At 62.0% G+C, this 22,768-nt stretch carries 26 protein-coding genes; 7 read left to right on the top strand and 19 right to left on the bottom strand.

Translation table 11 applies throughout. The features are described from left to right. Window positions 1-95: 95 nt before the first annotated feature. Both bfr and DCO48_RS01470 read right to left on the bottom strand, forming a co-directional pair. Window positions 96-566 (bottom strand): bacterioferritin, encoded by a 471-nt coding sequence (bfr, locus tag DCO48_RS01475; RefSeq protein ID WP_116548853.1) that lies wholly within the window; start codon window positions 564-566, stop codon window positions 96-98. Between the two features lie 201 nt (window positions 567-767). Further along, the gene (locus DCO48_RS01470; protein ID WP_045185737.1) at window positions 768-986 is read right to left on the bottom strand and encodes a bacterioferritin-associated ferredoxin; all 219 of its coding nucleotides are present in this window, start codon (window positions 984-986) and stop codon (window positions 768-770) included. 234 nt (window positions 987-1,220) lie between these two features. Between DCO48_RS01470 and DCO48_RS01465 the strand changes: the two genes are divergently transcribed. Then, window positions 1,221-1,823: a peroxiredoxin gene (locus DCO48_RS01465; RefSeq protein WP_116548852.1), complete on the top strand. Its 603-nt coding sequence runs from the start codon at window positions 1,221-1,223 to the stop codon at window positions 1,821-1,823. A 64-nt stretch (window positions 1,824-1,887) separates the two neighbouring features. On the opposite strand, the gene rnt is transcribed toward DCO48_RS01465, so the two are convergent. Beyond that, window positions 1,888-2,559, bottom strand: a complete 672-nt coding sequence (gene rnt, locus DCO48_RS01460; RefSeq protein ID WP_116548851.1) for a ribonuclease T — start codon at window positions 2,557-2,559, stop codon at window positions 1,888-1,890. After that, window positions 2,556-3,602: a dihydroorotase gene (pyrC, locus tag DCO48_RS01455; RefSeq protein ID WP_116548850.1), complete on the bottom strand. Its 1,047-nt coding sequence runs from the start codon at window positions 3,600-3,602 to the stop codon at window positions 2,556-2,558. The genes rnt and pyrC overlap by 4 nt, the downstream gene beginning before the upstream one ends. A 132-nt stretch (window positions 3,603-3,734) precedes the next feature. On the opposite strand from pyrC, the gene DCO48_RS01450 reads away from it, so the two are divergent. Together DCO48_RS01450 and DCO48_RS01445 are read left to right on the top strand one after the other, a co-directional pair. Further along, window positions 3,735-4,703, top strand: a complete 969-nt coding sequence (locus DCO48_RS01450) for an OmpA family protein (protein WP_116548849.1) — start codon at window positions 3,735-3,737, stop codon at window positions 4,701-4,703. Window positions 4,704-4,833: 130 nt separating this feature from the next. Then, window positions 4,834-6,051, top strand: coding sequence for an argininosuccinate synthase (locus DCO48_RS01445; RefSeq protein ID WP_038999115.1), 1,218 nt, complete (start codon window positions 4,834-4,836; stop codon window positions 6,049-6,051). 54 nt (window positions 6,052-6,105) lie between these two features. Here DCO48_RS01445 and DCO48_RS22865 read toward each other — a convergent pair whose 3' ends face one another. After that, a complete protein-coding gene (locus DCO48_RS22865) occupies window positions 6,106-6,651 on the bottom strand; it encodes a hypothetical protein (RefSeq protein ID WP_256583940.1) in 546 nt (181 codons plus the stop codon). Between the two features lie 372 nt (window positions 6,652-7,023). On the opposite strand from DCO48_RS22865, the gene DCO48_RS01435 reads away from it, so the two are divergent. After that, window positions 7,024-7,650, top strand: coding sequence for a response regulator transcription factor (locus DCO48_RS01435; RefSeq protein WP_116548848.1), 627 nt, complete (start codon window positions 7,024-7,026; stop codon window positions 7,648-7,650). Window positions 7,651-7,722: 72 nt separating this feature from the next. On the opposite strand, the gene DCO48_RS01430 is transcribed toward DCO48_RS01435, so the two are convergent. The 7 genes from DCO48_RS01430 to metG form a co-directional block, all read right to left on the bottom strand. Continuing rightward, complete coding sequence (locus DCO48_RS01430; RefSeq protein ID WP_116548847.1) at window positions 7,723-7,902, bottom strand: PA3496 family putative envelope integrity protein; 180 nt, start codon at window positions 7,900-7,902, stop codon at window positions 7,723-7,725. A 107-nt stretch (window positions 7,903-8,009) separates the two neighbouring features. Further along, window positions 8,010-8,648, bottom strand: coding sequence for an endonuclease III (gene nth, locus DCO48_RS01425; RefSeq protein ID WP_116548846.1), 639 nt, complete (start codon window positions 8,646-8,648; stop codon window positions 8,010-8,012). A gap of 4 nt (window positions 8,649-8,652) precedes the next feature. Further along, entirely contained in the window at window positions 8,653-9,174 is a 522-nt protein-coding gene (locus tag DCO48_RS01420; RefSeq protein WP_116548845.1) for an Rnf-Nqr domain containing protein, read from the bottom strand. Further along, a complete protein-coding gene (locus tag DCO48_RS01415) occupies window positions 9,167-9,775 on the bottom strand; it encodes an RnfABCDGE type electron transport complex subunit G (RefSeq protein WP_116548844.1) in 609 nt (202 codons plus the stop codon). Before DCO48_RS01415 ends, DCO48_RS01420 begins: the two co-directional genes overlap by 8 nt. Beyond that, entirely contained in the window at window positions 9,772-10,758 is a 987-nt protein-coding gene (locus DCO48_RS01410) for an RnfABCDGE type electron transport complex subunit D (RefSeq protein WP_116548843.1), read from the bottom strand. Before DCO48_RS01410 ends, DCO48_RS01415 begins: the two co-directional genes overlap by 4 nt. Continuing rightward, on the bottom strand, window positions 10,755-11,336 hold the full coding sequence (locus DCO48_RS01405; protein ID WP_116548842.1) for an Rnf-Nqr domain containing protein: 582 nt from the start codon (window positions 11,334-11,336) through the stop codon (window positions 10,755-10,757). Before DCO48_RS01405 ends, DCO48_RS01410 begins: the two co-directional genes overlap by 4 nt. 91 nt (window positions 11,337-11,427) lie before the next feature. Beyond that, window positions 11,428-13,467, bottom strand: coding sequence for a methionine--tRNA ligase (gene metG / locus DCO48_RS01400; RefSeq protein WP_116548841.1), 2,040 nt, complete (start codon window positions 13,465-13,467; stop codon window positions 11,428-11,430). Window positions 13,468-13,621: 154 nt separating this feature from the next. On the opposite strand from metG, the gene apbC reads away from it, so the two are divergent. Next, window positions 13,622-14,716 carry an iron-sulfur cluster carrier protein ApbC gene (apbC, locus tag DCO48_RS01395; RefSeq protein WP_116548840.1) on the top strand — a complete coding sequence of 365 codons (1,095 nt, stop codon included), beginning with the start codon at window positions 13,622-13,624 and terminating at the stop codon, window positions 14,714-14,716. Between the two features lie 129 nt (window positions 14,717-14,845). Here apbC and DCO48_RS01390 read toward each other — a convergent pair whose 3' ends face one another. Continuing rightward, entirely contained in the window at window positions 14,846-15,055 is a 210-nt protein-coding gene (locus DCO48_RS01390) for a cold-shock protein (protein ID WP_010221054.1), read from the bottom strand. Between the two features lie 350 nt (window positions 15,056-15,405). Here DCO48_RS01390 and dcd point away from each other — a divergent pair, with 350 nt between their 5' ends. Both dcd and DCO48_RS01380 read left to right on the top strand, forming a co-directional pair. Continuing rightward, window positions 15,406-15,972 (top strand): dCTP deaminase, encoded by a 567-nt coding sequence (gene dcd / locus DCO48_RS01385; RefSeq protein ID WP_028943496.1) that lies wholly within the window; start codon window positions 15,406-15,408, stop codon window positions 15,970-15,972. 100 nt (window positions 15,973-16,072) lie between these two features. Further along, window positions 16,073-16,300: a hypothetical protein gene (locus DCO48_RS01380; RefSeq protein WP_116548839.1), complete on the top strand. Its 228-nt coding sequence runs from the start codon at window positions 16,073-16,075 to the stop codon at window positions 16,298-16,300. 3 nt (window positions 16,301-16,303) lie between these two features. Here the strand turns inward: DCO48_RS01380 and DCO48_RS01375 are convergent, their stop codons facing one another. The 6 genes from DCO48_RS01375 to DCO48_RS01350 all read right to left on the bottom strand — a co-directional run bounded on the left by DCO48_RS01375 (window position 16,304) and on the right by DCO48_RS01350 (window position 22,736). Continuing rightward, window positions 16,304-17,068, bottom strand: a complete 765-nt coding sequence (locus tag DCO48_RS01375) for an ABC transporter ATP-binding protein (RefSeq protein ID WP_116548838.1) — start codon at window positions 17,066-17,068, stop codon at window positions 16,304-16,306. A gap of 10 nt (window positions 17,069-17,078) precedes the next feature. Continuing rightward, a complete protein-coding gene (locus tag DCO48_RS01370) occupies window positions 17,079-18,194 on the bottom strand; it encodes a succinylglutamate desuccinylase/aspartoacylase family protein (protein ID WP_116548837.1) in 1,116 nt (371 codons plus the stop codon). A gap of 7 nt (window positions 18,195-18,201) precedes the next feature. Next, on the bottom strand, window positions 18,202-18,912 hold the full coding sequence (locus DCO48_RS01365; protein WP_116548836.1) for an ABC transporter permease: 711 nt from the start codon (window positions 18,910-18,912) through the stop codon (window positions 18,202-18,204). Then, complete coding sequence (locus tag DCO48_RS01360) at window positions 18,909-19,637, bottom strand: ABC transporter permease (protein ID WP_116548835.1); 729 nt, start codon at window positions 19,635-19,637, stop codon at window positions 18,909-18,911. Before DCO48_RS01360 ends, DCO48_RS01365 begins: the two co-directional genes overlap by 4 nt. Window positions 19,638-19,709: 72 nt before the next feature. Next, window positions 19,710-20,492: a transporter substrate-binding domain-containing protein gene (locus DCO48_RS01355; protein ID WP_116548834.1), complete on the bottom strand. Its 783-nt coding sequence runs from the start codon at window positions 20,490-20,492 to the stop codon at window positions 19,710-19,712. 201 nt (window positions 20,493-20,693) lie between these two features. After that, entirely contained in the window at window positions 20,694-22,736 is a 2,043-nt protein-coding gene (locus DCO48_RS01350; protein ID WP_116548833.1) for a c-type cytochrome, read from the bottom strand. Window positions 22,737-22,768: the final 32 nt, after the last annotated feature.

The following is a 22,768-nucleotide window of genomic DNA, read 5'->3' as shown; positions in this document are numbered from 1 at the left end:
AAAAGCCCTGTGGGAGGGGCGTCGTCCCGCGATGAGGTCCGACAGAGGCCATGAAAAAGCCCCGCCTAGGCGGGGCTTTTTCATGGCGGACGAAATTATTCGCCCATCTGCGACTGCAGGTAGTTTTCCAGGCCGACCTTGTCGATCAGGCTCAGTTGGGTTTCCAGCCAGTCGATGTGCTCTTCCTCGGATTCGAGGATGTCTTCGAGCATTTCCCGGCTACCGAAGTCGCCAACGGTCTCGCAGTGGGCGATGGCCGCTTTCAGGTCGATCAGGCCCTTTTGCTCGATCTTCAGGTCGCACTCAAGCATTTCCTTGGTGTGCTCGCCGATCAGCAGCTTGCCCAAGTCCTGCACGTTAGGGATGCCTTCGAGGAACAGAATACGCTTGATCAATTTGTCAGCGTGCTTCATCTCGTCGATCGATTCCTTGTACTCGTGCTTGCCGAGTTTTTCCAGGCCCCAGTCTTCGTACATGCGCGCATGCAGGAAGTATTGGTTGATTGCGACCAGCTCGTTTCCGAGGATCTTGTTGAGATGCTGGATGACGCTAACGTCGCCTTTCATGATGGGGTCCTGCCCTGTGTAAGTGTGCCTATGAGCAGGAGTTTGAGCCTGACAACTTCTAGTGTCAAACCTAAGTTATTGAATAATAAATGAAAATTAATCGGAATAAGAATGTTTGTGTTCCGCGTCTTATCGCTAACTTATTGAATTACAGGCATAAAAAAACCGGACACGAGGTCCGGTTTTTTGAAATCGAGTTTTTTACGCCGCAGTGAATTCAACGGGGTAAGGCAGGGCTGCCTGGCTGACCTGCAATTCGGTCAGGGTTTCACGCACGACCTGTTTGGCCAGGCACGCACATTTGCCGCACTGGCTGGCAACGTTGGTGGCGGCACGGACTTCCTTGTAGCTGCAGCATCCTTCATAGATCGCATCGCGGATCTGTCCGTCGGTTACACCAACACAAAGACACACATACATAGGGCAGACCATCACTGGTAAGGGCTCAATGCGAAGAAGCTTAATGTTAATGAGAATGCTTGTCAAAACTTAGGCGCGAAGCCGCGGTGCAGAGCGACCGACGGCAGTTGGCAGGCGCTGTCGGCGTTAAATTCGGCGTGTCATCAATCGCAGTGTATGATGCTCAGTCCATGCGATAGCGGCAGGTCAGCGCCCGCCGCATGATCCCATTTCAACACCATCAGGAGATATCGAATGAGCGTGCTCGTTGGTAAAAACGCCCCGGACTTCACCGTTCCAGCCGTACTGGGCAACGGCGAAATCGTCGACAACTTCAACCTGGCCTCGGCCATCAAGGGCAAGTACGGCCTGGTGTTCTTCTACCCACTGGACTTCACCTTCGTCTGCCCGTCCGAGCTGATCGCTCTGGACCACCGCATGGCCGACTTCAAGGCGCGCAACGTCGAAGTGATCGCCGTTTCGATCGACTCGCACTTCACCCACAACGCCTGGCGCAACACCCCGATCAATGCCGGCGGCATCGGTCAGGTGCAGTACATCATGGCTGCCGACATGAAGCATGACATCGCCAAGGCCTACGACGTTGAGTCCGAAGGCGGCGTGGCCTTCCGTGGCGCGTTCCTGATCGACGACAAAGGTGTCGTACGCTCGCAGATCGTCAACGACCTGCCACTGGGCCGCAACATGGAAGAACTGATCCGTCTGGTCGACGCCCTGCAATTCCACGAAGAGCACGGCGAAGTTTGCCCTGCCAACTGGAAAAAAGGCGACAAGGGCATGACCGCTTCGCCAGAAGGCGTGGCTGCATACCTGACCGAGAATGCTGGCAAGCTGTAAGCGCCAGGCATAAAAAAACCGGCCGTGATGGCCGGTTTTTTTATGCGCGCAGGAAACGCCGGCTTCAGTCGTTGAAGTCGTGCCAGCCGCCCATTTCCTTCCAGCGGTTGACGATGCCGCAGAACAGCTCGGCGGTCTTCTCGGTGTCGTAGCGGGCGGAGTGCGCCTCGCGACCGTCGAAGTCGATGTCGGCGCTCTGGCAGGCTCGCGCCAGTACGGTTTGGCCATAGGCCAGGCCGGCCAGGGTGGCGGTGTCGAAGCTAGAGAATGGGTGGAACGGGTTGCGCTTCATGTCGTTGCGCGTGACCGCGGCATTCAGGAAGCCCAGGTCGAAGCTGCTGTTATGGCCGACCAGGATCGCCCGTTTACAGCCATTGGCCTTTAGCGCCTTGCGTACACCGCGGAAGATGTCGGTGAGTGCCGACTCTTCGCTCACCGCCATGCGCAGCGGATGGTCGAGTTTGATCCCGGTGAATTCCAGCGCGGCCTGTTCGATGTTTGCCCCTTCGAACGGTTCGACCCGGAAGAAGTAGGTGTGCTCAGGAAACAGGAAGCCTTTTTCATCCATGCCGATGGTGACGGCGGCGATCTCCAGCAGGGCGTCGGTGGCGCTGTTGAAGCCGCCGGTCTCGACATCCACCACCACCGGCAGGTAACCGCGGAAGCGTTCTGCCATTGGGTGGCGCGAACCGCCGCCATGACCTTCCTGGTCTTCGTCGAAATGATCGTCGCTCACGCGGTTTCCTCCAGCAGGCGCCAGCGCAGTTGCTCACCGGCGCGCAGCGGAATAACGGTTTGCTCGCCGAATGGCAGGCTGTTCGGTACGGTCCAGCTTTCGCGAACCAGGGTGATACGGTCGGTGTTCGCTGGCAGGCCGTAGAACGCCGGGCCGTGCAGGCTGGCGAAGCCTTCGAGCTTGTCCAGCGCATTGCGCTGCTCGAATGCCTCGGCATACAGCTCGATGGCGGCGTACGCGGTGTAGCAGCCGGCACAGCCGCAGGCGGCTTCCTTGGCGTGCTGGGCGTGCGGTGCCGAGTCGGTGCCGAGGAAGAATTTGCTGCTACCGCTGGTGGCGGCGTCCAGCAGCGACACCTGGTGGGTGTTGCGCTTGAGGATCGGCAGGCAGTAGTAGTGCGGACGAATCCCGCCCACCAGCATGTGGTTGCGGTTGTACAGCAGGTGCTGGGCGGTGATGGTCGCGCCAACGTTGGCCGGGGCCTCGTTGACGAACTGCACGGCTTCGCTGGTGGTGATGTGTTCGAACACCACTTTCAGCGTCGGGAAGCGCTCGACCACACGGCGCAGGTGTTCGTCGATGAACAGCTTCTCGCGGTCGAACACGTCGACCTCGCCGCGGGTCACTTCGCCGTGCACCAGCAGCAGCATGCCGACGTCGGCCATGGCTTCGAGCACCGGGAAGATCTTGTCGACGCTGGTCACGCCGGAATCCGAGTTGGTGGTCGCGCCGGCCGGGTACATTTTGGCGGCATAGACGTAGCCGCTGGCCTTGGCCGCGCGGATATCCTCGGGCTGGGTGCGGTCGGTGAGGTACAGCACCATCAGCGGCTCGAAGCGGCTGCCGGCAGGGCGGGCTGCCAGAATGCGCTCACGGTAGGCACCGGCTTCGACGGCATTGCGCACCGGCGGAACCAGGTTGGGCATGATGATGGCGCGGGCAAAGGTGCGTGCCACGTCGCCGACGGTGTGGGGCAGAACAGCGCCATCACGAAGATGGATGTGCCAGTCGTCGGGACGCAGGAGGGTCAGGCGGTCGGACATTGGGGATTCCAGGCGGGTCGAACTCAAGCCTGAATGCTACCGGAAAAGCCTGGTCCGAGCACTCGCTATCAAGTTTTGCCAGCATTGACCGATAGCCTGCTGGTAAGCCGTAAGCAATTTGTGGAGCCTCCCGTGCGCCAGCGTTATCTAGCCCTGTTCAGTATGTTCGCCAGCCTGCCGGCCATGGCACTTACCTTCCAGACTCGCGTCGAGAACGTCGAGTGGAAAGTCGAGGGCGATCAGTTCGAATGCCGCCTGATCCAGCCGATCGCCGATTTCGGTACGGGCGAGTTCGTGCGTCGCGCGGGTGAGCAGGCCACCTTCCAGCTACGTTCCAGTGCCAACGTCCTCGGCAGCGGCTCGGCGACCCTGCTGGCGGCCGCTGCGCCGTGGCAGCCAGGGCGCGGTGATATCAGCCTGGGCCAGGTGCGCATGGCGCGCAACGGCGTGCTGTTTACCAGCTCGCAAGGGCAGGCCAGCCGCCTGATCAACGGCTTGATGGACGGTCGCAGTACCGTGGTGCGCAACTATGCCGGCGAAGCCGGACGGCCGATGGAAGTGCGCCTGTTGCCGGTGAAGTTCAACAAGGCCTGGGGTGACTATCAGCTGTGCACGGCCAAGCTGCTGCCGATGAACTTCGACCAGATCCGCCAGGCGCGCGTCGGCTTCCCTGGCGCCGGTATCGATCTGGATGCCGATGCGCGGGCGCGCCTGGACGTCATCCTCGACTTCATCAAGGCCGACCCGACGGTCAACCACATCGAGCTCGATGGCCATTCCGACAACAGCGGCAATCGCCTGACCAACCGCGACCTGTCGCGGCGTCGTGCGTTGGCGGTGATGGACTACCTGAAGGCGCGTGGCGTGCCGGAAGAGCAGATCACCGTGCGCTTCCATGGCGAGCGCTACCCGTTGGCGGCCAACAACAATGCCGCCAATCGCGCGCGTAACCGCCGGGTGAATATCACCCTGGACCGCGTGACGCCGGTGGAAAAGCCGCTTGAGAAGCCACTCGAACCCGCCCCGGCTCCGGCCGTCGCGCCAGCCACCCCGGCCAGCAGCCCGCAGGCCTCTGTTACCAAGCCTACAGGTCGTCCCTAAGGGCGCGACGTTGCGTCGCGCCCTCGACAGTTCCTGTCGCTTTGTCGTCACAAGCTGTCGCCCCACTGTAATTTTTTCGGCAAGGCCGGTAGAATCACCGGCTTTCCGTACAACCCCGTGGAGTGATGGCATGGCGGACGTAAAAAAGGTCGTACTGGCGTATTCCGGCGGCCTTGATACTTCGGTAATTCTCAAGTGGCTGCAGGATACCTACAACTGTGAAGTGGTGACGTTCACTGCCGACCTGGGGCAGGGCGAAGAGGTCGAACCGGCCCGCGCCAAGGCACAGGCCATGGGCGTGAAGGAGATCTACATCGATGACCTGCGCGAAGAGTTCGTCCGCGACTTCGTTTTCCCGATGTTCCGCGCCAACACCGTCTACGAAGGCGAGTACCTGCTGGGTACCTCCATCGCTCGTCCGCTGATCGCCAAGCGTCTGATCGAAATCGCCAACGAAACCGGCGCCGATGCCATTTCCCATGGTGCTACCGGTAAAGGTAACGACCAGGTGCGTTTCGAGCTGGGTGCCTATGCGCTCAAGCCGGGCGTCAAGGTTATCGCCCCATGGCGTGAGTGGGACCTGCTGTCCCGCGAGAAACTGATGGACTACGCCGAGAAGCACGGTATCCCGATCGAGCGTCACGGCAAGAAGAAGTCCCCGTACTCGATGGACGCCAACTTGCTGCACATCTCCTATGAAGGCGGCGTGCTGGAAGACACCTGGACCGAGCACGAAGAAGACATGTGGCGCTGGACCAAGTCGCCAGAAACCGCACCGGATGTTCCGACCTACCTGGAACTGACCTACCGCAACGGCGACATCGTTGCCCTGGACGGCGTCGAAATGTCGCCGGCTACCGTACTGGCCACCCTCAACCGCATTGGCGGCGAGAACGGCATCGGTCGCCTGGACATCGTCGAGAACCGTTATGTCGGCATGAAGTCCCGTGGCTGCTACGAGACGCCTGGCGGCACCATCATGCTGCGCGCTCACCGGGCGATCGAATCGATCACCCTCGACCGCGAAGTGGCTCACCTCAAGGATGAGCTGATGGTCAAGTATGCCAGCCTGATCTACACCGGCTACTGGTGGAGCCCGGAGCGGCTGATGCTGCAACAGATGATCGATGCATCGCAGGTCAACGTGAACGGTGTGGTGCGCCTGAAGCTGTACAAAGGCAACGTCATCGTCACCGGCCGCAAGTCCGACGACTCGCTGTTCGATGCCAACATCGCAACCTTCGAGGAAGACGGCGGCGCTTACAACCAGGCCGACGCGGCGGGCTTTATCAAGCTCAACGCCCTGCGCATGCGCATTGCCGCCAACAAAGGCCGCAAGCTGGTCTAAGCCGATCTGCAGCGTAACGACACCCTGCCGGTGCATGCACCGCAGGGTGTTTTTTTATGCCTGCGAAACCTGATGATGATCGGTGCTGGCCGAGATTGGGCCGGTAATGATGGTGGTTTGCTGGCCGGCGTCGAGATCCTGCAGGATCAGGCTGCCGGGTTTGGCGTGGCGAGACACCGCGCGCTTGATCAGGCAACGAATCAGTGAACGCGCTTGTGTGCCCCGCAAAATGATGGTCGAGACCGGGTATTCGAGGTTTTCTCCAGCGCGCTGAATACCCGGGGGAACATCAATGTTTATCACCTGCCAGTGGCTGCTCGGTGCAGTCGCAGGGGCGGTCTTGGTGCATCCTTCGCTGTCGTCGGTTAATTCGGGATCATCAACTTCATTGGGGTCGGGGCCGTACAGGCTCTTGGTATTGAAGTTCAATGTAAGAAAGAACAGCAGTGTAAGAAAAGGTGGGAAGCCCACCAGGAACCAGGTGTAGATACTTTGGCTGTCTTCACCGAGAAAAGGCAATGAGGCCAACGCAGACGCCTCGATTATGCCGGCAAAGATGGCAATGATGGTCAAAGGGCTTTTTGGTTCGGCGTTGCTCATACGCGTGCCTTCTACGTAGTGCTTACTGTCTATGCGTGGCTTCCAGTCAAGGGAGGCATGTCGGTTGGGCGGTACTATGTCGGCTGCTTGGTAAAAAGATCAGTGGGTGATTGATCGTGCAGTGGAAGCTTTTCGTCGTGTGCCGCTATTGCGTGCTGGGGCCGTGCTGTAGGGCAGGGCTTACCACTATGGCGCGCACGTTCAAACATTATGTTTTGAAACTAACTAAAGTCGACTTGTAGGAAGTTTCCTTTAATTGTGCGAGACACGTCTTTGTGTGCAGCACTTCGGGAACTGTGCAATGCATTGGGCGTATTGACTAGGCTATTGTGCGGGCTCAAGAAATCGAATAGCGAACATTGGATTTTGCCCATGAATAAAGTGCTGATAGTGGATGATCACCCGGTCATTCGCCTGGCTGTGCGCATGTTGATGGAGCGTCATGGATATGAAGTCGTTGGGGAGACGGACAATGGAGTGGATGCCCTGCAACTGGCGCGGGAGCATTTGCCCGACATCGTTATTCTGGACATTGGCATTCCCAAGCTCGACGGTCTGGAGGTCATCGCCCGGATGACCGCCAACGGCATCGTCATCAAGGTGCTGGTGCTGACCTCGCAGGCCCCCGGACACTTTTCGATGCGCTGCATGCAGGCCGGGGCTGCCGGGTACGTGTGCAAACAGCAGGACCTCACCGAGTTGCTCAGTGCGATCAAGGCGGTGCTGTCCGGCTACAGTTATTTCCCCAACCAGGCGTTGCACTCGGTGCGCTCCAACCTCAGTGGTGGCAGCGAGTCCGATATGGTCGAGCGATTGTCGGGGCGGGAAATGATGGTGTTGCAGCAACTGGCCCGTGGTCGCAGCAACAAGGAGATTGCCGACGGCATGTTTCTCAGTAACAAAACCGTAAGTACCTACAAAACCCGTCTGCTGCTCAAGCTCAATGCGCGTTCGCTGGTCGACCTGATCGAACTGGCCCAGCGCAACGGCCTGGTGTAAGCCGGTAAGCGGCCCAGCGGAAACACGAAAGCCTCCGAGCTGGAGGCTTTCATTCACGCGGTGCGCTGACCTTCACAGGTCGTAGTCGAAATCGGCCAACTGCTTTTGCAGGCGCCGTTCTTCCAGCATGTTGTCAATGGTCCGGCGCTTGCTCAGGTTGGTTTTTGCCACTTCCACTTGCGGCTCTGCATCGGCGTCTTCCGTTGTCGAGAATTCGTCGTCGATTGTCAGGTCTTCTTTATCGGTGCTCATAAAAGTCACTCCACGCCAAGACGGCCATTGGCCGACCTTATAGCGAGATTCCGTGAGTGGGTAAAAAAGATTTTTTCAATCGACGTGTGTGCCAAATCACTATCGGCTCAATCGTCCGAGGTTTTCTGCTTGTATTCGCACAGGTCTTCGATGCGGCAACTTCCGCAGCGTGGCTTGCGCGCCTGGCAAACATAGCGACCCAGCAGGATCAACCAGTGGTGGGCGTCGAGCAGGTAGGCTTTGGGGACAAACTTCATTAAACCTTTCTCGACCTCCAGCACGGTCTTGCCCGGGGCAATACCGGTGCGGTTGCTGACCCGGAAAATGTGCGTGTCGACAGCCATGGCCATCTGGCGGAAGGCGGTGTTGAGCACCACGTTGGCGGTTTTGCGGCCGACGCCGGGCAGGGCTTCGAGGGCTTCGCGGTTATCCGGCACCTCGCTACCGTGCTGTTCGATCAACAGTCGGCAGGTTTCGATGACGTTCTTCGCCTTGCTGTTGTATAGGCCGATGGTCTTGATGTACTCCGACAAGCCCGCCACACCCAGCGCATAAATCGCCTCGGGGGTATTCGCCACCGGGTAGAGTTTGGCGGTGGCCTTGTTTACCCCGACATCGGTCGCCTGCGCCGAGAGGATCACGGCAATCAGCAGTTCGAACGGCGTGGTGTAGGCCAGTTCGGTTTTCGGTTCCGGGTTGTCTTCGTGCAGCCTGCGGAAAATTTCCAGGCGTTTTGCAGCATTCATGGGCTCAGGGGCTTCCTTTACGGCTAGAGGCGGCCCGTCTGCTGCGGGCTCGCGTAATGATCGCCAGTGCAGCGCCCAGGAGCAGCAGGCCCCCCGGCATCAGGCTGGCAAGGCGCAGGCCGCTGCTGCCCAGCAGCTCGCGGCAGGCGCCCAGAACAATGTGCAGGGTAGCAAACCCGGCGAGCAGGGCCAGTGCCCGCGACCAATTGCTGGTACGGCCCAGGCAGTACTCGAACAACACGCATTGCAAGGCGATCAGTTCCGCGTAGATACCCAGCGTCTGGCGCAGTGGCAACGCCCAGGCGAGCAGGGCGAGGTTGATGCAACTGACCAGGGCCGCTGCGATCAGCACGCTGACCAGCTCTACAGCAAAACCGGGCAACTGATGGCGTAGTGGGGTCATGCACAGGCGATGCAGCAGCACCAGCAGAACGCCGAGCAGGGCGATGCTCGTCGCTTGCTGGAGCGTCTGGCTGGCGCCGAGCAGCGGCGCCAGGCTGAACGCGGCGAGCAGTTGCCTATTCATGGGCTTCTCCGGCCAGCCACTGCGCGGCATGTGAATCGAAATAGCGCAGGGCGTCCTGCACGGCGTGAATCACCGCCCGCGAGGTGACGCTGGCGCCCGCCAGCTGATCGAACTGGCCCCGATCGCGCTTCAGGGCCCAGGCGCTTTGCGGGGTATTGGCCTGACTGCGTCCGCTGAATGCGCCGAGCCAGGGGTGACCGGCCTCGGCCAGCTTGCCGCCCAGCCCTGGCGTTTCTTCCTGGTGCAGAACGTGTACCGCTATCACCCGACCGTCGCGGTCGATGGCGATCAGCAGTTGGATCGGTCCTTCGTAGCCCGCCGTCTCGCTGTGCAGCACCACAGCGGCAGTGCGTCCATGCAGGGTCGCGCGATAGCCGCCGCGCAGGCGGCTGTGTTCCAACTGGGGCTGGGTGAGTGGGAGCGCGGCGTGCAGCGGCTGGTTGTCGTAACTGTCGGCGGGCAGCACGCTGAGCCAGGTGCTGGCCTGCAGGGCGCTGCGGGCGGTATCGATGCGCGGCGTGACGAGCTGTTGCCAGGCCAAGGGGATACCCACGCTCAGTACGCCGACCAACAGCACTATCAATATTGCCCGAGGCTTCATGACGCCTCCTGCTGCCAGCGCGCGCTCCAGCGTTCCAGCGTCGGCACACAGAGGTTCATCAGCAGCACGGCAAAGGCGGTGCCGTCGGGGTAGCTGCCGCAGACCCTGATCAGGTAGATCAGCAGACCCGCGCCAACGCCGAACAGCAGGCGGGCCAACGGGCTGCGCGGGCCGCTGACCGGTTCGGTGACGATGAAGAACGCCGCCAGCATGCTCGACCCCGCCAGCAGGTGCAGCAGTGGCGAGCCATGGCTGTCGGAGCCCGAGCCGTTCCAGCCGAGCAGGCTGGCTACGAACAGGCTGCCGAGTAGCCCCGCCGGCGCATGCCAGCTGAACACCTTGCGTTGCAGCAAGAACAGCCCGCCGAGCAGGAAGGCCAGGCTGGCCCACTCGCTGCCGCGGCCGGCGAACTGACCAAATCCGGGGTGGCTGGCGAACAGCTCGTCGACGGTCAGGCTGCGGTTGTTGCGCAGCGTATCGAGGACGGTGGCCTGGGCCCAGGCGTCGGGCTGCGGGCCCAGGCCGAACACCGCTTGCAGGCTATCGCCAAAGCCCAGCGGCTGTGGTGCCGGCCAATGGGTCATGTCGGTAGGGAATGCCAGCAGTACCACGGCATAGCCGAGCATCGCCGGGTTGAACGGGTTCTTGCCGATGCCACCAAACAGGTGCTTGCCGACGCCGATGGCCGCGCTGCCGGCGATCAGCGGCAGCCACCACGGGGCGTAGGCCGGCAGTGCCAGGGCAAGCAGGGTGGCGCTGACCAGTGCGCTACCGTCGCCCAGTTCCCCGCGTAGCGGGCGTTGTCGCGCGAGCAGCGCTACCGCCTCGGTGCCCAGTGCTGCCGCGGTGCACAGCAGCAGGTTCAACAGCATGCCCCAGCCGTGCAGCCAGAGCAGCACCAGCAGGCCCGGCAGGCAGGCCAGCAGCACCTGTTGCAGGCTGTTGCGCAGGCGTTCGCTGGGGTCGATGGCTTCGCCTGTCATCGGCCGAACATCCCATTGAAGCCCATGAACGCCATGGCCATGATGCCGGTGCTCGCGAGGGTGACCGGCAGCCCGCGCCAGGCCTGCGGCAGCGCCTCGCTGTCGATGCGCTGTTGCAGGTCGTCGAGCAGCACCAGCACCAGCCAGAAGCCCAGGCCGCTGCCCAGGCTCAGGGCCAGGCTTTGCAGTGGGCCGAGTGCCGAATCGGCGGCGTGCAGGCTCAGGCCCAGCACAGCGGCATTGCCTAGCAGCAATGGTTTGAGCCCGACAAGCGGCCAGTCGCGCCAGCGCCGCTGTGCCAGGTCCAGCAGCGGGGTAACCGGTAGCACGCAAAGCGGCAGGAAAACCAGCAGGCGCAGCGATTCGAGTTGCAGTGGACGCAGCACCACGTTCAGCAGCAGCTGGCTGCCACTCACCGCCAGCACCAGCAGCACCAGGGTCGCCAGGCCCAGCGCGTGCAGTTGTCGGCGCGGGGTGGCGTCGGCCGCGCGCACGGGCGGGTCGATCGCCAGGGCCTGATGCAGGACGATGTTATTGGCCAGGGCGGCACTGAGCAGAACGAGCAGGAGTTCGGTCATAGGGGCGCCGAAGGTCAAGGCTGTGCGCCATTATCCGGCAACGACGACACAAAGAGAACGCCCCGAACGTTTGCCGTTCGGGGCGTGGGGCTTACTTGATGCGTTGACCCGGCTTGGCGCCGCTGTCAGGGCTCAGCAGGTAGATTTCTTCGCCGCCAGGGCCGGCAGCCATCACCATGCCCTCGGAGAGGCCAAAGCGCATTTTGCGCGGCTTGAGGTTGGCGATCATCATGGTCAGGCGCCCTTCGAGCTTGCTCGGGTCCGGGTAGGCCGACTTGATGCCGGAGAACACGTTGCGTTGCTCGTCGCCGATATCCAGGGTCAGCCGCAGCAGCTTGTCGGCGCCTTCAACGGCCTCGGCCTTGACGATCAGCGCCACGCGCAGGTCGACGGCGGCAAAGGTGTCGAATTCGATCTCTGGCGACAGCGGGTCCTTGCTCAGCTCGCCGTTGCCGCTGACAACGCTGGTCTGGCTGGCTACCAGGTCTTCCTTGGAGGCGTCGGTCATGGCTTGCACCTTGAGCGGGTCGATACGGGTCATCAGTGCCTTGAACGGGTTCAGCGGGTGGTTTTCCAGGCGCGTCTGGTGGTCGTTCCAGGTCAGCGGGGCGACGTTGAGGAAGGCCTCGGCATCGACGGCCAGTTGCGGCAGCACCGGCTTGAGGAAGATCACCAGTTGGCGGAACAGGTTGATGCCCTGGGCACAGATGGCCTGGACTTCGTCCTGCTTGCCTTCCTGCTTGGCCAGCGACCACGGTGCCTTGTCGGCGATCCAGGCGTTGGCACGGTCGGCCAGGGCCATGATTTCGCGCATGGCACGGGCGAAGTCACGGGCCTCGTAGGCTTCGGCGATGCTTGGCGTAGCGCTGAGGAAGGCTTCGCTGAGTTCCGGTGCGGCATCGCCGGCCACCATCACGCCGGCGTTACCCTTGTGGATGAAGCCGGCGCAACGGCTGGCGATGTTGACCACCTTGCCGACCAGGTCCGAGTTGACCTTCTGCACGAAGTCTTCCAGGTTCAGGTCGAGGTCGTCGACGCCGCGGCCCAGCTTGGAGGCGTAGTAGTAGCGCAGGTATTCCGGCGCCAGGTGGTCCAGGTAGGTACGCGCCTTGATGAAGGTGCCGCGCGACTTGGACATTTTCTGGCCGTTGACGGTCAAGTAGCCGTGCACGTTGATGGCGGTCGGCTTGCGGTAGCCGGCGCCTTCCAGCATGGCTGGCCAGAACAGGGCATGGAAGTTGACGATGTCCTTGCCGATGAAGTGGTACAGCTCGGCCTTGGAATCCTTGTTCCAGTAGGCGTCGAAGTCCAGCTCCGGGCGACGTGCGCAGAGGTTCTTGAAGCTGGCCATGTAGCCGATCGGGGCGTCCAGCCACACGTAGAAGTATTTGCCGGGCTCGTCCGGGATTTCGAAGCCGAAGTACGGTGCATCGCGGGAAATGTCCCACTCCTGCAGGCCGGCATCCAGCCACTCGGCGATCTTGTTGGCCACAGCGTCCTGCAGCGCGCCGCTGCGGGTCCAGCCCTGCAGCATGGCCTGGAAGTCCGGCAGCTTGAAGAAGAAGTGCTGCGAGTCCTTGAGCACCGGGGTGGCGCCGGAGATCGCCGATTTCGGGTTCTTCAGCTCGGTCGGGGCGTAGGTGGCACCGCACTTCTCGCAGTTGTCGCCGTACTGGTCGTCTGCCGCGCATTTGGGGCAGGTGCCTTTGATGAAACGATCGGCCAGGAACATCTTCTTGTCCGGGTCGAAATACTGGGTGATCGAGCGGTTGGCGATGTGCCCGGCTTCGCGCAGTTTCAGGTAGATCTGGCTCGACAGCTCGCGGTTTTCCTCGGCGTGGGTCGAGTGGAAATTGTCGAAGTCGACCAGGAAGTCGGCGAAGTCGCTGGCATGCTCGGCCTGCACCGCGGCAATCAGTTGCTCGGGAGTAATCCCTTCCTTTTCGGCGCGCAGCATGATCGCCGAACCGTGCGCGTCGTCGGCGCACACGTAGGTGCACTGGTTGCCACGCATCTTCTGGAAGCGCACCCACATGTCTGTCTGGACGTACTCAAGCATATGACCCAGGTGGATGGAACCATTGGCATAGGGCAGGGCACTGGTGACAAGAATCTGACGTGGCTCGGACATGGGGGCTCGGCTACTTTTCGGCTACAGGTTTGAAAAAGATGATCGGCCACTATAAAGCGCCGGGAAATATATTTCACCCCATGCGCGCATCTGCGCCGGCCGCACGGGTTAGCATAGCGGCCTGTTTTACTCAGCCTTTATATCGGGAGTCTCCATGAGCGCCGTCACCCGCGCAGCAGTTGAAGCCGTCCTTCGCCAATACACCGACCCATACCTGAACCTCGATCCGGTCAGCGCCGGCTGTGTGCAGGCCATCGACATCCAGGGCCAACACGTCAGCGTGCGCCTGCAACTCGGCTATGCCGCCGGGTTGTTCAAGAACGGTTGGGCCCAGGTGCTGCAGACCGCAGTGGAAGGCATTGACGGGGTGACGGCGGCCAAGGTCGAGATCGACTGCGTGATCGCCGCGCACAAGGCCCAGGCGCAGATCCCGGGCCTGGCCAATGTGAAGAACATCGTGGCCGTGGCCTCGGGCAAGGGCGGCGTGGGCAAATCCACCACCGCCGCCAACCTCGCGCTGGCGCTGGCCCGTGAAGGGGCGCGGGTCGGCATCCTCGATGCGGACATCTATGGCCCAAGCCAGGGCGTGATGTTCGGCATCGCCGAAGGGACCCGGCCGCAGGTCAAGGACCAGAAGTGGTTTGTGCCGTTGCAGGCGCATGGCGTGCAGGTCATGTCGATGGCCTTCCTCACCGACGACAACACACCGATGGTCTGGCGTGGGCCGATGGTCTCCGGGGCGCTGTTGCAACTGGTCACCCAGACTGCCTGGGACAACCTCGATTACCTGGTGATCGACATGCCGCCGGGCACCGGCGATATCCAGCTGACCCTGGCGCAGAAGGTGCCGGTGGCCGGCGCGGTGATCGTCACCACGCCACAGGACCTGGCCCTGCTCGACGCCAAGAAGGGCGTGGAGATGTTCCGCAAGGTCAATATCCCGGTGCTGGGTGTGGTCGAGAACATGGCCGTGCACATCTGCTCGAACTGCGGGCATGCCGAGCACCTCTTTGGCGAGGGCGGTGGCGAGAAGCTCGCCTCGCAGTACGGTGTCGAGCTGCTGGCCTCGTTGCCGCTGTCGATGCTGATCCGTGAGCAGGCCGACAGTGGCAAGCCAACGGCGATTGCCGAGCCGGAAAGCCAGATTGCCATGGTCTACCAGGAACTGGCGCGCCAGGTGGGTGCACGGATCGTGCTGCAGGAAGCGGCGACGCCGACGATGCCGACTATCACCATCAGCGAAGACTGAGTCGCGACTATCGCCGGCAAGGCCGGCTCCCACAAGGAGCTTGCCTTGTCGGCGATAGTGCTAAAACGCGGGCATAAAAAAAGCCCCGACCGGTGAAGGACGGGGCTTTTTTAAGCGATAAAGCGGAAGTTAGATAACTTCTACTTCTTCAGCTTGCATACCTTTCTGACCGCGGGTAGCGATGAAAGAGACCGCTTGGCCTTCTTTCAGGCTTTTGAAGCCGTCAGCTTTGATAGCTTTGAAGTGTACGAACAGGTCGTCACCGGATTGTGGGGTGATGAAGCCGAAGCCTTTTTCATCGTTGAACCACTTAACGGTACCGGTTTGGCGATTGGACATAGTCTGTCTCCTTGGACAAAGTTAACTACCGATCAGGAAACGCCCTGACCGAGACTGAGTGCAAAGAGGCAGAAAATTCATGAAGATGGGTTGATCGAGATCTTGCATCAGGTAGAGATTCTCAGTGACACGTGCAGCACAGTGACAACACCTTAACCCTTTTTCCAGAACGTGCCAATGGTCTTGTTCAGCTTTCGCGAAATTCAGGACTGGCGGCCATCGGCATGTGCCGGGAAGCCCGAGGAAACACGGATCCGACCGTTGAAACCGCAGGAAACTTTGAGTCCGGCGCCGGGCCCGGTAAGATGCGCCTCAGAATTTCTTCACCTCGCTATTTCAGGACACCCGCCATGAGCATCAAATCGGACAAGTGGATTCGCCGCATGGCGCAGGAACACGGCATGATCGAACCTTTCGTCGAGCGTCAGGTGCGCGGCGAGAGTGACAACCGGCTGATCTCGTTCGGCGTCTCCAGCTACGGCTACGACGTGCGTTGCGCCGATGAATTCAAGGTGTTCACCAATATCAATTCGGCGACCGTCGATCCGAAAAACTTCGACGCCGGCAGCTTCGTCGACGTCAAGAGCGACGTCTGCATCATCCCGCCGAACTCCTTCGCCCTGGCCCGTACCGTCGAATATTTCCGTATTCCCCGCAACGTGCTGACCATCTGCCTGGGCAAAAGCACCTACGCGCGCTGCGGCATCATCGTCAACGTCACCCCGCTGGAACCTGAGTGGGAAGGCCACGTGACCCTGGAGTTCTCCAACACCACCACGCTGCCGGCGAAGATCTACGCCAACGAAGGCGTGGCGCAGATGCTGTTCCTGGAGTCCGACGAAGAGTGCGAAGTGTCCTACAAGGACCGTGGCGGCAAGTACCAGGGCCAACGTGGCGTCACCCTGCCGCGTACCTGAGGCGACGAACCGGGGGAATTCCTCGACGTAATGGCACTCCAACGGGTTGAACCGTCCCGCCGCGCACGAAGCGCGGTGGACTTCAGCTCAGGAGCCGCCGATGAAACTCGATCCCGTTATCAGCGCTAAACTGGCCGTGCTGCAGCCTAATCAGATCGGGCTGCTGGCGTGGTCGCTGCTGGCGCATCCGCCGCTCGCCCAGGCCGGCGGCGTGCCTGGTCAGCCCGACCCGGACACCCCCGACACGCCACAACCCGGCGAAACCCAACCGATGGAGCCTGGCGAACCGACCCTGCCCGACGAGCCGCCGCCCGCACCGATGGCCTGACACCTATTTGAGGTTGCCGCTGAGGAACTGGCGCAAACGCTCGCTTTTCGGATTGCCGAGCACATCGGCGGGTGCCCCGTGCTCCTCGACCAGCCCCTGGTGCAGGAACAGCACCTGATTCGATACCTGGCGGGCAAAGCTCATCTCGTGGGTCACCATGATCATGGTTCGGCCTTCTTCGGCCAGGCCCTGGATCACCCGGAGCACCTCGCCGACCAGTTCCGGGTCGAGCGCCGAGGTCGGTTCGTCGAACAGCATCACTTCCGGCTCCATGGCCAGCGCGCGGGCAATGGCCACCCGCTGTTGCTGGCCGCCGGAGAGAAACGCCGGGTACTGCTCGGCCACCCGCGGCGCCAGTCCGACCTTGTCGAGGTAGGCCCGCGCCCGTTCCTCGGCTTCATGCTTGCTCACCCCGAGCACCCGCCGTGGTGCCAGGCTGACGTTGTCCAGCACGCTGAGGTGGCTCCACAGGTTGAAATGCTGGAACACCATGGCCAACCGCGTGCGGATCCGCTGCAGCTCGTCGGCATCGGCGACGTGCATGCCGTGGTGGTCGTGGACCATCTTTATCGGCTGGCCGTCGAGGGTCATGCTGCCGTCGTTGGGTTGTTCGAGGAAGTTGATGCAGCGCAGGAAGGTGCTCTTGCCCGAGCCGCTGGCGCCGATCAGGCTGATCACGTCGCCGGTCTTGGCTTTCAGTGATACGCCTTTCAGCACATGGTGATCGCCGTAGCGCTTGTGCAGGTCTTCGATGGTCAATTTGTACATGCACGGGCCCTCAAGGCGATAACAGGTAGCCGCTGCGATAGGCCTGGTTGCCCGCGACATGGGCGATCACCATGCCGGCCGTGGCCATGCGCCGCAGCGAACGGGCGTACATCAGGCCAGCCTGGTTGTTGCGCACTGGGGTTACGCGGTCGCTGAGCGGGTCGATCACCTCGGCGATCAGTTGCCCGACTTCCAGGTACTGCCCCGGCTTGGCGTGGAACACCAGCAAGCCGCCCAGTGGCGTAGCCACCGGTTCGACCCCGGCCAGCGGCGTGGCCGGGTAGGTCAGGGCCGGCAGTGGCGCGGCCTGGCCTTCGATAGCGCCGTAATGGCTCAGGTAATCGAGGATGGCTGCACAGTCCTTGCTGGCCAGCGGATGGCTGACATCGCCTTGACCACGTAGCTCGACGGTGACCGAAAAACTGCCCTGCGGGATCGGGAACTGCTTGCCGAAGCGTTGCTGCAATTGCCACCAGACCAGGGTGAAGCATTCGTCGAACGACTGCCCGCCGGAATCGGTGGCCAGCAGGCTGGCCTGGGTACCCAGGTAGCGCGCCAGTGGCTCGACCTGCGGCCAGGCTTCCGGGGTGGTGTAAAGGTGCTCGACGGCTTCGAAGTCGCAGTGCAGGTCCAGCACCATTTCGGCGTCGCAGGCCAGCCGCTGCAGGGTCAGGCGCTGCGATTGCAGCGGCGTCTGCGCCGGCTGGGCGTCGAGGGCGCGGCGCAGGCTTTCGCGGATCAGTTCGACGTTGCGGGCGCCATCCTGGCTCAGGTTAGCCTCGATCTGGTCGCCGATCTGGTCGCTCAGGTCGACGAAGTGGCGGTTGAAGTTCTCGCCGCTTTGCAGCTCGTAGCGGCCTAGCGGCACGTCCATCAGCACCTGTTCCAGGCCCACCGGGTTGGCGATGGGCACCAGGACGATTTCGCGCTGCAGCTTGCCCTGGCTTTCCAGCTCGCCGAGGCGCTGCTTGAGGTGCCAGGCCACCAGCATGCCGGGCAGTTCGTCGGCGTGCAGCGAGGCCTGGATGTAGATTTTGCCGGCGCCACGGGGGCCGAAGTGGAAGCTGTGGATCTGGCGGGCAATGCCGGGGACCGGCGCCAGAATGTCATGGGTTGAATGGTGCATAGCAGTCCTAGTGAGCAGGGCCGAGGAAGGCCAGCCAGCGTCGCTCGGCAAGGCGGAACAGACCGACCAGGGCGAAGGTCACGCACAAGTAGATCGCCGCGGCGATGCCGAACGACTGGAAAGTCAGAAACGTTGCCGAGTTGGCGTCGCGGGCGACCTTGAGAATATCCGGCACGGTGGCGGTAAAGGCCACGGTGGTCGAATGCAGCATCAGGATCACTTCGTTGCTGTAGAACGGCAGCGAACGCCGTAGCGCCGACGGCATGATGATATAAGCATAAAGTTTCCAGCCGCGCAGGCCGTAGGCCTTGGCAGCCTCGACTTCGCCGTGGTTCATGCTGCGGATCGCCCCGGCGAAGATCTCCGTGGTGTAGGCGCAGGTGTTCAGGGCAAAGGCGAGGATGGTGCAGTTCATCGCGTCGCGGAAGAAGCTGTCGAGCAGCGGCTGGTCGCGCACCGCTTGCAGGCTGTAGATCCCCGTGTAGCAGATCAGCAACTGGATATACAGCGGGGTGCCGCGGAACAGGTAGGTGTAGAACTGTACTGGCCAGCGTACCCAGAAGCGCCGCGAAACCCGCGCAATCGACAGCGGAATCGACACCAGGAAGCCGATCAGCAACGAGGCGCTGAGCAGCCACAAGGTCATCGCCAGGCCGGTGATGTGCGTGCCGTCGGTGTAGAGGAAGGCGCGCCAGTATTCCTGTAGCAATTCGATCATCGTAGGGCCTCCCGGGTGCCGACGTTATAGCGCCGTTCCAGCCAGCGCAGGACCAGGTTCGAGGCGCTGGTGATCATCAAGTAGATGAAGCCTGCCACCACCAGGAAATAGAACAGTTGATAGGAGCTTTTGCCGGCATCCTGGGCCGCCTTGACCAGGTCGGCCAGGCCGATGATCGACACCAGCGCGGTGGCCTTGAGCATCACCATCCAGTTGTTGCCGATGCCCGGCAAGGCGAAACGCATCATCTGCGGGAAGACCACGAAGCGGAACCGCTGCCAGCGCTTGAGCCCGTAGGCGGTGGCGGCCTCGACCTGGCCGCGCGGCACGGCGAGGATCGCTCCGCGGAAGGTTTCGGTGAAATAGGCACCGTAGATGAAGCCCAGGGTGATGACCCCGGCGGCGAACGGATCGATCTCGATGTATTCCCATTCCAGGTAGTCGGTGAGGCTGGTCAGCCAGGTTTGCAGGCTGTAGAAGATCAGCAGCATCAGCACCAGGTCGGGCACCCCGCGGATCAGCGTGGTGTAGGCCTGGGCCGGCACGCGCAGCAGGCGCAGCGGCGACAGCTTGGCGCTGGCACCGAGCAGGCCGAGGCCGACGCTCACCAGCAGCGACATGAAGGATAATTTGATGGTCATCCAGGTGCCTTGCAACAGCAGCGGGCCGAAGCCCCGCAAGCTGAATGCCGAGAGCCCCAGATGCTGCAGCAGGTCGTCGAGCATTGACGCGAACCTTTACCAGTCGGAAAAGAGCCACCCCTCGCGCAAGCCAGGGGCGGCGTACACAGCGAGGGCTTATTTGCCGCTGTAGAGGTTCAGCTCACCGAAATGCTTTTTCTGGATTTCGGCGTAGGTGCCGTCGTCGTGTAACGCTTTGATACCCTTGTCCAGTAGCGCCTTCAGCTCGGTGTTACCTTTTTTGATACCGACGGCGGTTTTCGACGGCAGCAATTCGCTGTCGACCGGCTGGCTGACTTCGTAGTCGGCGCCTTGTGGCGACTTCAGGAAGCCCAGTTCGGCTTGCAGCATGTCCTGGATCGAGGCGTCGAGGCGCCCGGAGGTCAGGTCGGCGTAGACCTGGTCCTGGTTCTGGTAGGCCTGGGTCTTGACCCCGGCCTTGTCGAGCACGGCTTTGGCGTAGGCTTCCTGGATGGTGCCTTGTTCGTAACCGACGGTTTTGCCCTTCAGCGAGGCCGGATCGGCGCTGAGGCCGGCGCCTTTCTTGAACACCAGGGCGGTCGGCCCGGAGAACAGCTCGCTGGAGAAGTCGATGACTTTTTCCCGGGCTGGGGTGACGGTCATGGACGAGATCACGCCGTCGAACTTGTTGGCTTTGAGGCCCGGGATCATGCCGTCGAAGTCACTTTCAACCCACTTGCACTTGACCTTGAGCTCTTTGCAGATGGCGTTGCCCAGATCGATGTCGAAGCCGACCAGGCTGCCGTCGGCGGCCTTGGATTCGAACGGGGCATACGACGGATCGACGCCAAAGCGCAGCTCCTTGTATTCCTTGGCCAGGGTATTGCCTGCAGCCAGACACAGAGCGAGTGCAGAAAGCGTCAGCCATGCTTTTTTCATTGTGTCGTCCTTAGAACCGAGAAATGTTGGGTTGGCAGGAGGCCGTTACCGGTCGATGCCAGACAGCAAAGTGATAGCAAGTTTCACACCACACTTTGGATTCGGTTCGCCAGGGGCGGTGGCAGAGATCTGGGGAGGTGCGGGACGAGCCCGCTCCCACAGGAGGCAGCTGCTGCTGCCCCCCACCTCATGCGCTATGGTTCAGTACCGCGCATCCACCGGCCGTCCACCATTGGGCCAGTCCTTGACCTTGTCCGGGAAGTCCGGCCGCGGTTGTTGCGAGAACCATGCCGCAACATCCACCGCTTCCTGGTCCGACAGGCCGCCCTGGCCCAGCGGGAATTGCTCATGGAAGCCGATCGGCATGTTGCGTTTGACGAACGCCGCCGCGGTATAGGTGCGTGCCATCCCTGCGCCGATATTGAACGACTGATCGCCCCACAACGGTGGGTAGATCGGCGTGCCATCGGCACGGGCCAAGCCTTCACCCTGGTTGCCATGGCACACCGCACACTGCTTGGCGTAAATCAGCTCGCCATTGGCCAGGTCAGGCTTGATCGCCGGGTCCACCTTGCCCACGCCGCGTCCGGGCACCTTGTCCTCAGGCTTGGTGTTGAACTTCATCCAGTCGAAATACGCCACCATCGCCTGCATATCGGCCGATTGCGGTGGCAGCGGCTTGCCGTTCATCGAGCGACGGAAACAGCCATTGATCCGCTCCTCCAGGGTGATCACCTTGCCCGCCCGTGGCGCATAGCCGGGGAAGAACGCCGACACCCCGACAAACGGCGAGCCATCGGCCACGGTGCCGGCGTTGAGGTGGCAACTGGTGCAATTGAGCGCGTTGCCGACGTTATCCGGCAGCAGTTCCTTGGTTTGCAGGTGCAGGCGCATGCCGCGCACCACCTGATCGGCGTTCGCCGCCGCCAGCAGGTTGGCCAGGCGTGGTGTTTCGAACGCCGTGGAATTGTTGAACTGCGGGTTCAACTGCTTGCGCAGCTGCGCCACCTGCTTGTCGCTGATCGGCGTGCCATCGTTGCCCCAACTGCCGCGGACGAAGGTCAGGATCTCGGCAATTTCCTGATCGCTCAGGCGGGCAAACCCGGGCATCGTATAGACCCGTGGATGGGCCGCAGTTTCTGCGGTTTTCCAGCCGGTGAGGGTGATGTGCATCAGCGATGTCGGGTTGTTCGAGGCCACGCTCGGGTTGTGCGCCAGCGGCGGGAACAGCCCCGGGACACCGCCGCCATCCGGGCGGTGGCAGTCGGCGCAGAACTGCGTGTAACCGAGCCCGCCACGGCTGCTGAACAGTGTCGCCGGTGGCGCGGCCGGCGCTTGCGCCACGGCCGGCATCGGCAGGTCGTTCTCACCCGGCGGCAGCGACTTCAGGTACGTGGCGATGGCGGTCAGGTCCGCGTCGGTAAAGTGCTGGGTACTGTGGTGAATGACCTCGGCCATGTTCCCGGAAACCGTGGCAAAGCGGTTCTGCCCGGTCTTGAGCAATTGTACGGTGTCCGGCACGGTCCACAGGTCGCGCAGGCTCAGGGCTTGCCAGTGCTCGACGGTTTCTCCGGCGAGGAAGTGTTTGCCGCTGCGGCCGTCGTCGCTCATGGCCTTTTCCTGGAAGGCGATGCCGCGCGGCGTGTGGCACGCACCGCAATGGCCCAGGCCCTGCACCAGATAGGCGCCGCGGTTGAGTACCTCGTCGCGCGTCGGCTGCGGCTCGAACGGGGTGTTGTCGAGGAAGGCGAAGTTCCACAGGGCCAGGCCCCAGCGCTGGTTGAACGGCCACTGCATCTCGGCTTCGCGGTTGTCCTTGGCCACTGCCGGCACGCCGTGCATCAGGTAGGCGTAGAGGTCGCGCATGTCCGCTTCGGTCATCTTCGCGTAGGACGGGTACGGCATTGCCGGGTAAAGATTCTGGCCAGCGGCGTTCACACCCTCGCGCATGGCCTTGTCGAACTGCTCGAAACTGTAGGCGCCAATGCCGGTCTTCGGGTCGGGGGTGATGTTGCTGGAGTAGATCGTGCCCATCGGCGTGCTCAGCTCCAGCCCGCCGGCCATCAGTTCGCCCTGTGGCGCGGTGTGGCAGGCGATGCAGTCGCCGAGCTGGGCAATGTACTTGCCGCGATCCAGTTGGGCGCCGTCGCTGGCGGCTGTCGGGGTCGACTCGCCGGCCAGCAACGGGCCGCCAAACAGCAACGCCGAGCCGACAGCGGCCAGGCGCAGGAAGGAAGAAACCATTGCAATAGTCCTTTAAATACCTGTGCCTGGGG

The sequence above is a fragment of the Pseudomonas sp. SDI genome (genome assembly GCF_003105155.1).
Taxonomy (GTDB): Bacteria; Pseudomonadota; Gammaproteobacteria; order Pseudomonadales; family Pseudomonadaceae; genus Aquipseudomonas.
Note: the sequence above shows the minus strand (reverse complement) of the source record. Positions and strands in the feature narration are given on the sequence as shown.